Origin of the sequence: Methylobacterium aquaticum, from assembly GCF_016804325.1 — a bacterium.
Classification (GTDB): Bacteria; Pseudomonadota; Alphaproteobacteria; order Rhizobiales; family Beijerinckiaceae; genus Methylobacterium; species Methylobacterium aquaticum_C.
This window is the reverse complement of the sequence record NZ_CP043627.1, coordinates 6,554,774-6,567,115: the sequence shown is the minus strand read 5'-3', so window position 1 is coordinate 6,567,115 and position 12,342 is coordinate 6,554,774. Positions and strand designations below refer to the sequence as shown.

Sequence of the window (12,342 nt, the reverse complement as noted above, 5' to 3'; positions counted from 1 at the left end):
CGCCTCTCGGAATGCGGTTCGGTTTCGACCGCGCCGCAGGGCCTCCCGGCGGGCAGCGCGTTCATGGCCACTTTGACCCGTGTGTGGCCGCCACGGAGGTGGGCCTGCAGAGCCCTTTGAGTTATCCGTGCTCAGAGGCACGGGGAGTTCGCGGTAGTGGCCGCGCAAGTGAAGGAGGGGCAATCCGTGCTCGCAATGGCACGGGGTTGGACAACTGACCGGTGGAATCGCGCACGATGGGTAATCCGTGCTCATGTTGGCACGGGGGTTCACGGTGGTGGCCTCGGATGTGAAGGCTGGTTCATCCGTGCCCTTAGGCACGGCCTCTGGTGTTACAGGCAGTGCCCTGCCGCTATAGCTGCCTCAGCCTCCTCATCGGTGGCGCGGACCCAGCCCTCTGCGATGGTGTTCCAGTAGAAGCCGGAGGGACCCTCCGGCTCGTACTTTCCCCGCATGCACCACCGCTCCTCAGGATCGCGCCCCTCCACGTGGCGCACGATGAGGATGGAGCGGCTGCCGTCGAAAAGCTGGACGTCGGCGGCGAATCCGTCGTCCAGCGTCCTAGCCCGGGAGACGTGCGTGACCGGGCGAGGCAGCGACCCGAAGCGCTGGTAGAGGTACCGCTCCAGGCGCTCGATGGCCTCGTCGGTCGCCACCGGGACAGGCCGCGGGGCCAGGCGGGCCTTTCGGCGGGGGCGCTTAGCCATGGGCCGCCCCCTTCGCGCGCTTGGCATCCCGGCGCCGCCGGCGCTCCTCGGCCGCCGTCAGGAACTCCTCGTCGAACGCGCGGAACCGGCTCGTGGGCGGGATGTGCGAAGGCGTCAGCCTCGGGAGGTACCGGCGAGCATCGTCGTCGCCCAGGTCCATGCCGAGAATGATCGCCTCCTCAAACGAGGCTACGAAAAAGGCATCCGCCTTCGTGGCGGGCCCCACCGCGGCGAGCGCCCTATCCCCCTTCGCAGGAAGGAACGTGAACTCGTCAGCGTTGAGCCAGAAAACGAGGTAGACGACGTCATTGTCATCGAACAGGGCGCGAAGGAACGCCTCGCGCTCCGCCTCGCTGCCAAGGGCCAGGTAGGCCGTGGAGCTGGTGACGCCCATCGAGAGGATGGCGTGGCCGGTCTCTGCCAGAAGGCGGCTGCGGGACTTCGTGTCGGCCATGGATTCCTCGTGCGCAGGGCGGGTCGCCCCATGCGCACGAAACAAGGCCATGATGGCCGCGCAGTCGAGTCAAGGTTCGAGGTATGGTTACCGTCGAAACTGACCTTATGGATACCCCGGCAGGCGCCGGCCCGCAAGTCTTGAGCGGTCCGGCGACCGCCCGGTGCTTGAACACGGTTAACAAGTGGTTAACTCGCGAGGGCGACGTGCTCGTCGTAGACGTCGAGGAACTCGGTCGCGCCGCCGTCCCCGCAGACGACGTGGAGGTACGCGCTCAGCAGGCTGTGCCTGCTCTCCCTCACCCGGCCGGTGATGGACTCGCGAAGGACCAGGTGGTGCTCGTCCGGCGCAATCTCGCGGCCCCGCGCGGTCGAGACGCGCGATCATTGAGCGGGCGACTTGCATGGCGGGGCGGCCGCCGGAGGCAGCGACTTCCCCGGCGAGGGCGTGGAGGGCCTTTGTCGTGTCGATCATGGCGAGGTCCTGGGAGTGAGGCGGGGAAGGCGGGCGCCGCGAACCGGCGGCGGGCTCGTTTCCGCGACCGGGGTGTCCGGCGGCGGGCCGCGGTCGCGCTCGTGCATGGCGAGCTCCGTCGCGAGGACCTCGACGGCGCGCTGCGCGGCGTAGAGGAGGTCGGCGTCGACGCGGGCGAGCGCGGCATCGAACTCTTTGTCCCCGCCGGCCTCGATGGAGGCGGCGCGGCAGGCGGCCCGCACCAGGGCGAGGCGCCGCTTCGTCTCCGTAACGTCGAGGCGCCATAGAGCGTCGACAAAGATCCCGCGGGGCTCAGCGGGCGTAGGCATAGAACCCTCCCACATCGGTCTCGCGGTGGAAGGCACGGACCTGGATGTCGCGGGCGGGGATGCGCTCCGGCTTCCTCTTGGGTTTCCGCGCCCAGGCCTTCAGGGCGGCCTCGAACTCCGGCGTCACCGCGACGGCGTAGTCGAAGCGCCCGATCCGGATGCCGCACTTGGCCGCGATGCGCACGACGGTCAATTCGGAGCACCTGAGGATGAACCGCTCCGGGTTTCCCGGAGGCTCCAACTTCTGAGAGGATGGAGCCATGACGAAGCGAACAACGCCGTTTTCCCCTGAGGTGCGTGAGCGCGCCGTGCGGATGGTCTGCGAGCACGAGGGCGAGCATGGCTCGCAGTGGTCGGCGATCCAGTCGATCGCCGCCAAGATTGGCTGCTCGGGCGAGACACTGCGGAACTGGGTGCGCCAGTCCGAACGCGACCAGGGCGTGCGTCCTGGCCGGACGACGGACGAGCGCGAGCGGATCGAGGCGCTCGAACGGGAGAACCGTGAGCTACGCCAGGCCAACGAGATCCTGCGCAAGGCGAGCGCATATTTCGCGATGGCGGAGCTCGACCGCCGGTCTCGGCCATGATCAGCTTCATCGACGATCATCGGGCCGTCTACGGGGTCGTCCTTCGAGAGCCTCAGGATGAGGCCGATCTGCAGGGTGCTGCCGATCGCCCCGTCGACCTACTACCTGCACGCTGCCCGGCGTGCCGATCCCGAGAAGCAGCCGGTTCGCACTCGCAGCGACGCCGCGTTGATGATCGAGATCCAGCGCGTGTTCGAGGCGAACTTCTGTGTCTACGGCGTGCGTAAGATCTGGCGGCAGCTGGCCCGAGAGGGGATCGTGACCGCGCGATGCACGGTGGCGCGGCTGATGCGCAGGATGGGCTTGGCGGGGGTGGTGCGTGGCAGAACCGTTCGCACCACGATCCCTGACCCGGCCGCAGCTTGCCCCCTCGACCGCGTCAACCGTCAGTTCAAGGCGCCCCGGCCGAATGCTCTGTGGGTCAGCGACTTCACCTACGTGGCGACGTGGTCGGGCTTCGTCTATGTGGCCTTCGTCATCGATGTGTTCGCCCGACGCATCCCCCGGGTCCGGCTTCGCCGGCCCGAGGGCAGGCTCCGGCTGGCGAGCCTCGCGCAGTGCTCACGCGAGCTTCGTTCTGGATGCTCTGGAATAGGCGCTGTACGAGCGTCGTCCTGTCCAGGGCAGCGGCCTGGTTCATCATTCGGACCGCGGCTCGCAATACTTGGCTTTGCGCTACACTGAGCGCTTGGCCGGAGCGGGTATCGAGCCGTCCGTCGGCAGCGTCGGCGACTCATACGACAATGCCCTCGCGGAGACGATCAACGGCTTGTTCAAGGCAGAGGTGATCCACCGACGCGGCCCATGGCGCTCCTTCGAGGCGGTCGAGTACGCCACCCTGGAATGGGTCGACTGGTACAACCACCACCGCCTGCTCGCGCCGATCGGCAACATCCCTCCCGCCGAGGCCGAGGCCGAGGCGCACTATTATACCCACGTCAGCGACCAAGCCTTGGCCGCCTGACCCAACACAAACAGCCTCCGAGAAACCCGGAGCGGTTCACTCGGGGCTGAGCAGGGCCACGAGGATGTGGGCCTGCCTCAGGGCCCTGGAGATGCCGGCGTCGAGCGCGTCGCCCGGGTCCATGCGTCCGTCGAACCAGGTGCTGACCCCGTCCCTGATGAGAGGCGCGAGATGGGTTTCGAGCTTCGCCCGGGCGGCCGCGTCGACGTGGGAGTAGGACACGAAGATCCTGACCTCCGGCTTGCCCGTGGGGGTGCGCGCGTTGGCATTGGCCGCGGCCTGGGCATTCGGCGTCCGGGACTTCGCCGCCGCGGAGCCGGGGGGCGCCTTCGCGGTTCGAGTGCGGGTTCGTGCGGCCATGGTCCCTCCGGAGCGTGACTGCCAAGTCCAGGACAGGACTTTCGGGCCTGTTTTGTTCCCTGATTAGTTGTGGATGCTCAACGCGATAGCCGACGCCGACGCGCCTGGCCGCGCCTGGCCACGCCTGCGGGATCGCGCTGTTTGCCGGCTTGGGAACCCGCGTCCGTGGCCGGGTTGACTCAAGGCTTGTGGGCCGACGAATGCACGAGATGCGCGAGTCCCTCGTCAACGGTGGCCGGCCCGAGGGGTCTGCCTCGAAAACAGCGCCTGCCGGCACGCGAGGACTGGTGTACTCGACATGAGGAAACGCCGCGATGCGATGCCGATGTCCGACGGTCGTGACGTTCGCTGGGGGTCCCGCGGAACTTGCATACGTCAGGCCCGCTCGGCCTCGCGAAGGGGAGCGAAATCCATCTCGGCTCCATCGTGGAACATGACCGGGTCTGTCATCACGAGGTCGATCAGGTGCGGCGGGACGGCAGGCTCCGGTATGTCCAGCGTCTTACCGTCGTCGAGAAGGCCGATCACTTCGCCGTGGGTCTCGGCGGGATCTAGTGCCCCCGCCTCACTCTCGACGAGGAGGACGCCGTGGCGGAGGGCCGGGCCGGTCAGGTCTCGGCCACGAACGACCCGTATCGCCGGTGTCTGCCCGTCGTCCGACCAGGCTGCCCATACGACGTCGGCCCGCTCCAAGACTCCGAAGGTCCCCTGCCTCCCCTCGTCGTCGTCGTTGCGGGTAAGGACACCCATCTCGACGACCCGGCGCTTCCAATCCATGGCGAACCTCCAGCGAAACCGTCGGCAGCCTGGACGCACGCGATTTAGAAGGTTGGCGAGCGCCCCGCCTCGGGAGGCCGTCCGCGGCACCTTCCTTCGGGATGGTTTCCAGTTCGCCTCGTCCGGGAACACGCAGTCATGCAGTGGTTCGTCCCGCCCTCCCAAGCCGTGGGCAAAGCTGGTGCAGCGCAAGGGCGGCTGGTTTCCCTGGAGGGTCTCCGAACGTGCGTGGGGCCGCCCCCTTCCGGAGACGGCCCCACGATTCTTCAATCTAGCCCGGAGCGGAACTTAGGGCCCAAAATGAAACATTGGGCCTCTGTTCAGCATTGCCGGTCTTGAGCAGGTATTGAGCGACTAGAACGTACCAAACTTGTAATTCAGGCCTGCACGCACGAGATCGCCATCGTTACGCACTCGAGCGCTGTAATTGCCTGGCCCTCCATTGACACCAGGGATTGCGAAGCGCTCGCCGCCAAGGTTGTAGTGCAGGTACTCGGCCTTCAGCGTCACCGCGCTTGAGCGGAAGAAGTTGAAGAACGAGTCGGTGGGCAGCGCGTACTCGACGCCGCCGCCGTAGGCGTAGCCGGTCTGGATGTCGTTCTGCCGCCCGTCGAAGAACGGGATCGTGCCGTTCGGAGCGAAGAAGGTCACGCGGTTGTTGACGCCGCCATAGGCGAAGCCGCCCGTGCCATAAACCATGAAGGGGTCAAAGGCGTAGCCGACGCGCCCACGGACGGTGCCGAGGAAGTCGAGGCCGCCTTGGTAGGTGTTGACCCGTGTGGTGGCGACTGCGCCGGGCGTGACGAGTGGGCCGAAGTTCGTGGTGTTGCTCAGCGTGCGGGTACGGTCGAGGTCGGTGTAGGCGGCGTCCGCCTCGATACCGATCACGAAGCCCGAGCCCGGCGTGAACTGGTAGTTGTAGCCGATCTGGCCGCCGCCGGTGAACCCGTCGTTGCGCACGCGAGCTGCGGTTGGGCGCAGGCCAACGGCCAGCGCGGCATTGTTGTTGGCGAGGTCGCCGGTCGTGCGATCGAAGCGTGTGTCGCTGTCGAAGACGTAGCCGGCGTTGATGCCGAAGTAGGCGCCGGTCCAGGTGAATACCGGGGCAACCGGGGTAAACACCGGAGGTGCTGCGCGACGGGGCAGGTCAGCAGCCAATGCCGCGCCGGAGGTGGCGATGGTCGCACTGGCCAGAAGAAGCTTCCTCAACATCGGCACCACCTGAGTTCGGGCTGATCCCACCGCCGGTCTGAGCCGTGGCTGTGAGCATAACGCTGAGCTTAAGCACGATGGTCCAATCTTCTGGGCCAAAAACAGGTCGTGCATGACCCTTTGGGGCTTGGTGTGGCTTCCAAGCCGCACTTCGGTTTGGCGAGGCCTAAGCCTGGAAAATGCTAACCGCACGGGTGTCCAGAAAACGACCTGTTCCTGACAGCCAGAAGGACCGCTGGCGCTGACGCGTTTGACGCGAGAGCCGGCGATGCGGCGAATTTCAGGAAACCGTGTCATGAAATCAAATGTCCGGAAAGCTCTCGCGACCGGACATTCCTGACATCGCTCCTGAGGAACCACTTTGGGTCAAAAGCACGGGTCAAAACAGCACGCGGCAAACTCCCGAGCGATGTGGCAAGCTCCCCTCTGGGTTAGGATCGAGAGCCTCTCGGGAGAGCAGCTATCCTTAGATCGGGGTGTACGTGGCGTGGGCGTAAACTGGCATCACCGATGTCCGCCTGAATGTCCGGGGGTTCGCTGGGCAGGACGGAGGGGAATTGTGAGGCCGCTGCTCCGGCCGGTCGTCCCCTTAGCCCGCGGCTCGCCCACGCGTTGCGCCAGGCGCCCCCAGCCAGGAAAGGCTACCCCGCGATGCCGCTGCGGTGAGCGACCGCTACGCCCGGAGGGATGCCGAGCGGCGGGCAGGGAAGGCCCGCGCCGCTTAGGCCGCCTTGGGACGGTCGTCGCCCCACAACTGGGACATGGCTTCCGCCTCCGCCTGCTCCCGGCAGAGAACACGCAGAACGCGAAACTGCTCGACCTCCTTCCCTTCTACAATTTCCTTCAGGAGATTATCTCCTTTCAGGATGGCCCGCTCGATGCCGGTGTCATCCGGCCAGTAGCCGAACGCGAAGTCGGCTTCCTCGAAAGCGGTCTCCATCCAGGTGCTGGGGTTCACGCCGCTGGCGAGGCACTGCTCCTGGAAGCGCCGAGCCTCCTCGAGCTCAGCGCGAAGCTTGTCGGCGCTGATGGCGTTCTTCTTAAAAATTCGCATGATGTATTCCCCGAGTTTCGATGGTGTCACCATGCTTTGGCGCGAATCATATTTATCTGAATCAATTTCTTAAATGCGACGCAATGTTAAAAAAACGCGTTCACTACTTAGAAAGCTTAACGCCGTCTAGCACGGCGGCCTCGACGGCGGCCTCGACGGCGGCGCCGATGCCGTCCGCCTCCGCCCCGTGCGGGCGGACCTCGTGCAGGATGGCGGGCTCGCCGCCGCGGCAGACGACGACGGTGCTCCGATCCGCGCCGACCATGACGCGAGCGGTGACCACCACGATGCACCCGGCGCCGGGGCCGTCGTGGGAGGGGTAGAGGGGCGCCTCGCTCATGCCGGTGCCGTGTCAGCTCGCTCCCTATAGCGAAAGGGCCCGGGTTACCCCGAGCCCTTCGTAGACAGCACAGGAACGGAGAAATCGAACCTCCCGCCGCCTTTGGCCTCCTGCCGGACCATTTCGGACCACCTCGGCCACCAGCATGGTGAACGGTTAGGAATTGAACCCGCTCGGGTAACCACCGGCTTGCACCGCTGTCGAGGTGAGGATCACCCTCGAATCGGCGCGCCGCAAGGCCCGTGGATCTGGTCTGATGGTGGTACGCTGGTGGTACGCTCGGTTTCTGGCGTACCACGGCCCCCGGCTAAGTGCTTATGAGGATTGGAGCGGGCGATCGGGATCGAACCGACGACATTCAGCTTGGGAAGCTGAGAAGAGCGCATTCGCCCTCAGCCTCAGCCGCTTCCTGAACGCAGGAATGCCTTTACCAAACCCCTGCGATGCATGGCCTTTTCCCGCCCTGCGCAGTCGGGCACCCTTGAAAGGTGTCCAGAAAGCCATGCTGGTATCGCCTGGTATCGCATCCAGGAGGGGCTCTTGGCCATCCCCAACACGTGGACCCGAGAGCGCGTCCACCTCAAACAGGGACACCTGAACAAGGCGTCCGAGATGGTGGCCCGGGGAGCGTTTACGGGCCGTGGCCACGAATGGGCGGACACGAAGGTGCCCGGCCTGGTGCTGCGCGTCGGGCGCCAAGGGGGCGCGTGGTACCTGAAGACGGAATCGAAGACCGTCCGCCTCGCCGACATGTCGCTGCCGCTGAAGGCCGCGCGCGAGGCCGCCGAGCGTACGAAGGCCGACCTCAAGTCGGGGCTTGGCGTGCAGAAGATCAACCTTATGACGTGGGAGGCCGCGCACGAGCGCGGGTTCACGCTCGCCAACGCGCGGGACGCGGCGTTCCCCGAGACCGAGGAAGAGCCATCCGACGAGCACCGGCGCGAGTACGGGCCATGGGAGTACCAGGACCTCGTCGACCTCTACCTCGCCGAGAAGCTGCCGACCCTCTCGCCGAAGTGGGCTGCGCAGTTCGAACGGCACCTGCGGCGGACGGTCGATTCCGGCATGCTGAAGCGCAAGCTGGTTCGCGCCATCGAGGCGAAGGACCTGCTCCATGCCCGTGACCGCGTGCGGAAGGCGCACACGCTCAGCGCGGCCGCCGACAGCGTCGAGGCGATGAAGGCCGCGCTCGATTGGGCCCTCGGCGAGTACGCGCACTTGGCGGGGCTGGAGAAGCTCGAATACCCCTGGTGGCGGGTCAAGGTGAAGGTCAAGTACAAGCCAAACACGCGCGATCACACGCCACGCCTCGACGAGTTGGTTCGGACGCTCATCGTGGCGGAGCGGTACCGGGCGCTAGGCGGCACCGCCAAGGAAACGACGGACGCGGTGCTCGGGGCTCTATGGGCGACGGTCCTGACCGGTCAACGCGTCGGCGCCCTGACAGGCACGCGGCGCGCCGCGGTCATCCCCTGGGAGGACGGCCCCGCGGGATGGATGATCTGGACGTGGACTGGCGCCGAGATGAAGAAGGCCGGGGGGTCGCCACGCCCGCATGCCATCCCGATGCCGCCGCAAGCCCTTGCCGCTATCGCCCGGTTTGACGCGGACCCGACATCGCCCTTCCTGTTCCCCTCGACCGTGCCGGGACAGCCGCTCGTCGGGAACGCGTTGACGCAGCTATTCGCCCGTCTGCAGGGCAAGGAGAAGGCCGGCAAGAAGAGCGGGAAGACCGAACAGGCCGGGCTGACCGTCCGCCCCGAAGGCGACCTGTTCGAGCGCTACGGCATCCGGCCTTGGATCCGCCACGACGTCCGGCGGTCGATGCCGACCTATCTCGACATGCACCGGCTCGCCGGCAGCGGCTCCGCCATCCTCGCGCACCGGAAGGCGAAGGGGGGCTCCGATGGTTCGCAGGAGGCCGAGCTCGCCCAGGCCATGACGCTCAAGCACTACCTTCACGGTCAGCGCCTCGAACTAAAGCGACCCGGTATGGAGTGCTGGATCAAGGCGGTCCTGGAGGCCTACGAGGCGGAGAAGGCGCGCCTCGGGGCCTGAGCCCGTCGGTCCCGGCCGAGCGCCCTCGCCAGGTCGGACGGGCGCTCGGCCCGCACGAATCCGGGCCCTCCCCTACCGGACCGGAGGGCCTCGATGTCCTCCGCCATCGCCCGCCGGAGGGCGTACGAGCCGACCAACGTCGTGCACGGACGCCAAGCCATCTCGACGGTTGCCGGCAATCTGCTCGACCAGTTCAGACCGACGTTTCGGTTCACCCCGGTTGGTCGCGCGGTCGGGCACCATGGACTCGGTTCGTTAACCTGACAGGCGGGTCCAGAAGGCGGTCCCGTCGCGGTCCACGGTCCGCAAGCTGTTGGACACCCGCATTCTGACGGTGGCCTCCCCGGCATACCTGGCCGAGCACGGGCGGCCCGGGCATCCCTCGGACCTCCGGGACCATGAGTGCATCGACTACCAAGACCCGGTCACGGGCAGGCCGTTCGCTTGGGAGTTCCGACGCGGCCAAGAGGTCGTCCCGGTCGCCATGCCGTCGCGGCTCATGGTCTCCGACGTCGAAACCATGCTCCGCGCCTGCGTCGCCGGCGTGGGGATTGCGCAGGTGATGGTCCTGGGCAGCGCGGGCCTGAGACGCTCCGGCGAACTCGAAGTGCTCCTACCCGACTGGCCCGACGAACGCTTCCCGCTCCACGCCATCTACCCGACGCGCCGGCACAGGACCGCGAAAGTCCGGGCGTTCACCGACTTCTGCGTGGCGCTGCTCGCCGAGCACGAGGGCCAGGGCTAGACGGCCGCCCTGCCGATGGAGGCACCGCCGTCGACGTAGAGCGTCTGGCCCGTCATGAACGCCGCCCCGTCCGACATCAGGAACGCGATGGCCACGGCGATCTCGTCCGGCCGGCCGAAGCGTCCCATCGGCACCCCGGCGAGGTAGCGCCGCTCGCCCTCGCCGCCCGGCGGGTTGTTGGCGCGGAACAGCTCGGTCTCGGTCGGGCCTGGCGCCACAGCGTTCACGGTGATCCCGGTCGTGGCGAGTTCGAGCGCCCAGGAGCGGGTAAAGCTGACGAGTGCCGCCTTCGCCGCCGCGTAGGCTGTGCGCTCGACGCTGCCGAGCACGGTCAGGCTGGCGATGTTGACGACCCGGCCCCAACCACGCTGTTGCATTCCCGGCAGGATGGCCTGCACGGTCTGGACCGCCGGGTGAAGGTTGACGCGCAGGACCTCGTCCAGCGCGGGGATCTCGACCGCGCCGAGCCGCTGCGGCCGCACCAGGCCGACGTTGTTGACCACGCCGTCGAAGGCAAAGCGCCCGGTCAGGTCCGCGAGGACCGCGGCGGTGGCCTCGCCGTCGCCGAGGTCGACCGGCACGAGCGTGCCGGGGAAGCCGTCGAGGCCGCCGCGTGCGAGTCCGACGACGTGGTGGCCGTTGCCGGCGAGACGGTGGGCCAGCGCCAGTCCGATGCCCTTGCTGGCACCGGTCACGAGAAAGGTACGGGACATCCTGGATCTCCTTCAGACTTCGCGGCCGCCGACGCGGCAAGGGCGCGGTGTCCGGTCAGGCGGGAACGGAGGCGGCACGGCGGAGCGCCGGCAGCATGTCCTCGGGCTCGGGACGGCGGGTGTAGTCGGGGTTCACCTCGGCGTAGAGGATCACGCCGTCCTGCCCGACGACGAAGCGTCCGGGCATCGGCAGGGTCCAACTCGCATCGCCGTTGAACGCCGGCAGGTCGTTCCTCAGGCTCATGTAGAGATCGACCAGGTAGTCGGGCAGCGCGAAGCGCAGGCCGAAGGCGGCCGCGACGTCGTTGTGCGGGTCCGACAGGATCGGGAAGCCGAGGGTGTTATGGCGGACCGACTTCCGGCTGTTGGCCGCCGTCTGCGGCGAGATGGCGACGAGGCTCGCCCCGAGCCCCTCGAAGCTCGGCAGCGCCTCCTGGAGCGCCTGGAGCTCCATGTTGCAGTAGGGGCACCAGACGCCGCGGTAGAAGCTGATCACGAGCGGTCCGCGTGCCAGCAGGTCGGCGGACGAGACGGGCTGGGCGTCCGGGTCCCGCAGCGTGAATGCCGGGGCCCGGTCGCCGGCCCTCAGGGCGCGGGTCGCGGCCCCGGAGGCGATCAGCTCCGCGGTGGCCCGGCGCATCGTCGCGATGACCGAGGGCGGCACGTTGTAGGGGGCTTGCCGGCCTCGAAGTCGGCCTTGAACGCGTCGAGCTTGGATTGCAGGGTCATGGGTCCGCTCCTCGGTGAGTGGGGGTCGGAAAGGCATCGCGGTTGCCCGGCGCGCCTCGACGTCCGGCTCGGGCCGGTTCCTCAGGCTTGGGGTACGAGGGCGTTCACCCGCTCGATGGCGCGCCGGACGGCGGGGCGCGCGGCGACCGCTTCGTACCAGCGGGCGACGTGCGGCGTGGCCTCGAAACTCACGCCAGCGAACTCGCGCCGCCAGAGCCAGCCGAAATGCGCGATGTCGGCCACCGTGAACGCATCGCCGGCGACGTAGGGGCGCTCGGCCAGGACGCCGTCGAGCACGCCCAGCGTCCGGTTCGCCTCAGCCGAGAAGCGCGCGACGGCCAGCGGCTGCAGCTCGGCGGCCTGGCGCTGGAAGAAGCCCGCCTGCCCGAAGGCCGGGCCGAGCCCGGAGGCGTGGAAGAACAGTTGCTCGAACACGCGCGCCCGTCCCTCGCCGTCCGTCGGTAGAAGCCGGCCGCTCGTCTCGGCCAGGTAGACCAGGATCGCGGCCGACTCCGTCAGGACCAGCCGGCCGCCGGCAGCACCGGGGTCGACCAGGACCGGGACCTTCGCGCTGGGGTTCAGTGCCACGAACTCGGGGGCCTTCTGCTCGCCCTGACGCACGTTCACGCCGTGCAGGACGTATGGGAGGCCGAGCTCCTCCAGGGCGATGGGAACCTTGACGCTGTTGGGCGTGGCGAAGGCATAGACCTCGAACATGTCCGCTTTGCTCCAGATGGGCCGCCGCGACTGCGCGGTGGGGATGTCCGGATTGATGCCCCCTCCCTGATGGACAGGGCAGCCGGCCCAGGGCGATAACGCTCATTCCAGGGAGGAATGGC

General features: G+C 67.6%; 13 protein-coding genes, 3 pseudogenes and 1 other annotated feature. Of the genes and pseudogenes, 4 read left to right on the top strand and 12 right to left on the bottom strand.

The window, feature by feature from the left end; all coding sequences use genetic code 11:
- Positions 1-332 precede the first annotated feature (332 nt).
- The 4 genes from F1D61_RS30335 to F1D61_RS30320 all read right to left on the bottom strand — a co-directional run bounded on the left by F1D61_RS30335 (position 333) and on the right by F1D61_RS30320 (position 2,157).
- Positions 333-656 carry a hypothetical protein gene (locus tag F1D61_RS30335; RefSeq protein WP_203155643.1) on the bottom strand — a complete coding sequence of 108 codons (324 nt, stop codon included), beginning with the start codon at positions 654-656 and terminating at the stop codon, positions 333-335.
- A 43-nt stretch (positions 657-699) separates the two neighbouring features.
- Positions 700-1,161: a hypothetical protein gene (locus F1D61_RS30330; protein ID WP_203155642.1), complete on the bottom strand. Its 462-nt coding sequence runs from the start codon at positions 1,159-1,161 to the stop codon at positions 700-702.
- Between the two features lie 470 nt (positions 1,162-1,631).
- Positions 1,632-1,964, bottom strand: coding sequence for a hypothetical protein (locus F1D61_RS30325; RefSeq protein WP_203155641.1), 333 nt, complete (start codon positions 1,962-1,964; stop codon positions 1,632-1,634).
- Positions 1,948-2,157 carry a hypothetical protein gene (locus tag F1D61_RS30320; protein WP_203155640.1) on the bottom strand — a complete coding sequence of 70 codons (210 nt, stop codon included), beginning with the start codon at positions 2,155-2,157 and terminating at the stop codon, positions 1,948-1,950. The genes F1D61_RS30325 and F1D61_RS30320 overlap by 17 nt, the downstream gene beginning before the upstream one ends.
- A gap of 67 nt (positions 2,158-2,224) precedes the next feature.
- Between F1D61_RS30320 and F1D61_RS30315 the strand changes: the two are divergent.
- Positions 2,225-3,515: pseudogene (locus tag F1D61_RS30315) on the top strand (IS3 family transposase).
- Positions 2,506-2,644 (top strand) — a sequence feature (AL1L pseudoknot). (Overlaps the previous pseudogene by 139 nt.)
- A 36-nt stretch (positions 3,516-3,551) precedes the next feature.
- Here the strand turns inward: F1D61_RS30315 and F1D61_RS34600 are convergent.
- The 5 genes from F1D61_RS34600 to F1D61_RS30290 all read right to left on the bottom strand — a co-directional run bounded on the left by F1D61_RS34600 (position 3,552) and on the right by F1D61_RS30290 (position 7,258).
- Complete coding sequence (locus F1D61_RS34600; RefSeq protein WP_246775613.1) at positions 3,552-3,875, bottom strand: toll/interleukin-1 receptor domain-containing protein; 324 nt, start codon at positions 3,873-3,875, stop codon at positions 3,552-3,554.
- Positions 3,876-4,250: 375 nt separating this feature from the next.
- Positions 4,251-4,652: a hypothetical protein gene (locus F1D61_RS30305; protein ID WP_203155639.1), complete on the bottom strand. Its 402-nt coding sequence runs from the start codon at positions 4,650-4,652 to the stop codon at positions 4,251-4,253.
- A gap of 354 nt (positions 4,653-5,006) precedes the next feature.
- A complete protein-coding gene (locus F1D61_RS30300) occupies positions 5,007-5,864 on the bottom strand; it encodes an outer membrane protein (RefSeq protein WP_203155638.1) in 858 nt (285 codons plus the stop codon).
- Positions 5,865-6,585: 721 nt separating this feature from the next.
- Entirely contained in the window at positions 6,586-6,951 is a 366-nt protein-coding gene (locus tag F1D61_RS30295; RefSeq protein ID WP_203155637.1) for a hypothetical protein, read from the bottom strand.
- Positions 6,952-7,021: 70 nt separating this feature from the next.
- Positions 7,022-7,258 carry a hypothetical protein gene (locus tag F1D61_RS30290; RefSeq protein WP_203155636.1) on the bottom strand — a complete coding sequence of 79 codons (237 nt, stop codon included), beginning with the start codon at positions 7,256-7,258 and terminating at the stop codon, positions 7,022-7,024.
- Between the two features lie 540 nt (positions 7,259-7,798).
- On the opposite strand from F1D61_RS30290, the gene F1D61_RS30285 reads away from it, so the two are divergent.
- From F1D61_RS30285 to F1D61_RS30275, 3 genes and pseudogenes are all read left to right on the top strand, one after another.
- On the top strand, positions 7,799-9,316 hold the full coding sequence (locus F1D61_RS30285; protein WP_145984650.1) for a hypothetical protein: 1,518 nt from the start codon (positions 7,799-7,801) through the stop codon (positions 9,314-9,316).
- Between the two features lie 93 nt (positions 9,317-9,409).
- Positions 9,410-9,580 carry a hypothetical protein gene (locus F1D61_RS30280; protein ID WP_346013392.1) on the top strand — a complete coding sequence of 57 codons (171 nt, stop codon included), beginning with the start codon at positions 9,410-9,412 and terminating at the stop codon, positions 9,578-9,580.
- A gap of 34 nt (positions 9,581-9,614) precedes the next feature.
- Positions 9,615-10,061: pseudogene (locus F1D61_RS30275) on the top strand (substrate binding domain-containing protein); the annotation flags it as partial.
- On the opposite strand, the gene F1D61_RS30270 reads toward F1D61_RS30275, so the two are convergent.
- The 3 genes and pseudogenes from F1D61_RS30270 to F1D61_RS30260 all read right to left on the bottom strand — a co-directional run bounded on the left by F1D61_RS30270 (position 10,058) and on the right by F1D61_RS30260 (position 12,220).
- A complete protein-coding gene (locus F1D61_RS30270) occupies positions 10,058-10,774 on the bottom strand; it encodes an SDR family oxidoreductase (protein ID WP_060847210.1) in 717 nt (238 codons plus the stop codon). The pseudogene F1D61_RS30275 and the gene F1D61_RS30270 overlap by 4 nt on opposite strands.
- A gap of 55 nt (positions 10,775-10,829) precedes the next feature.
- Positions 10,830-11,503, bottom strand: a pseudogene (locus F1D61_RS30265) (peroxiredoxin-like family protein).
- 81 nt (positions 11,504-11,584) lie between these two features.
- Positions 11,585-12,220, bottom strand: a complete 636-nt coding sequence (locus F1D61_RS30260; protein WP_060847208.1) for a glutathione S-transferase family protein — start codon at positions 12,218-12,220, stop codon at positions 11,585-11,587.
- Positions 12,221-12,342 lie beyond the last annotated feature (122 nt).

Excerpts from the sequence above, each read along its gene's own strand:
- F1D61_RS30280 (WP_346013392.1), top strand. The coding sequence starts at position 9,410 with ATGTCCTCCGCCATCGCCCGCCGGAGGGCGTACGAGCCGACCAACGTC.
- F1D61_RS30330 (WP_203155642.1), bottom strand. The coding sequence starts at position 1,161 with ATGGCCGACACGAAGTCCCGCAGCCGCCTTCTGGCAGAGACCGGCCAC.
- F1D61_RS34600 (WP_246775613.1), bottom strand. The coding sequence starts at position 3,875 with ATGGCCGCACGAACCCGCACTCGAACCGCGAAGGCGCCCCCCGGCTCC.
- F1D61_RS30290 (WP_203155636.1), bottom strand. The coding sequence starts at position 7,258 with ATGAGCGAGGCGCCCCTCTACCCCTCCCACGACGGCCCCGGCGCCGGG.
- F1D61_RS30305 (WP_203155639.1), bottom strand. The coding sequence starts at position 4,652 with ATGGATTGGAAGCGCCGGGTCGTCGAGATGGGTGTCCTTACCCGCAAC.
- F1D61_RS30295 (WP_203155637.1), bottom strand. The coding sequence starts at position 6,951 with ATGGTGACACCATCGAAACTCGGGGAATACATCATGCGAATTTTTAAG.
- F1D61_RS30325 (WP_203155641.1), bottom strand. The coding sequence starts at position 1,964 with ATGCCTACGCCCGCTGAGCCCCGCGGGATCTTTGTCGACGCTCTATGG.
- F1D61_RS30270 (WP_060847210.1), bottom strand. The coding sequence starts at position 10,774 with ATGTCCCGTACCTTTCTCGTGACCGGTGCCAGCAAGGGCATCGGACTG.
- F1D61_RS30260 (WP_060847208.1), bottom strand. The coding sequence starts at position 12,220 with ATGTTCGAGGTCTATGCCTTCGCCACGCCCAACAGCGTCAAGGTTCCC.
- F1D61_RS30300 (WP_203155638.1), bottom strand. The coding sequence starts at position 5,864 with ATGTTGAGGAAGCTTCTTCTGGCCAGTGCGACCATCGCCACCTCCGGC.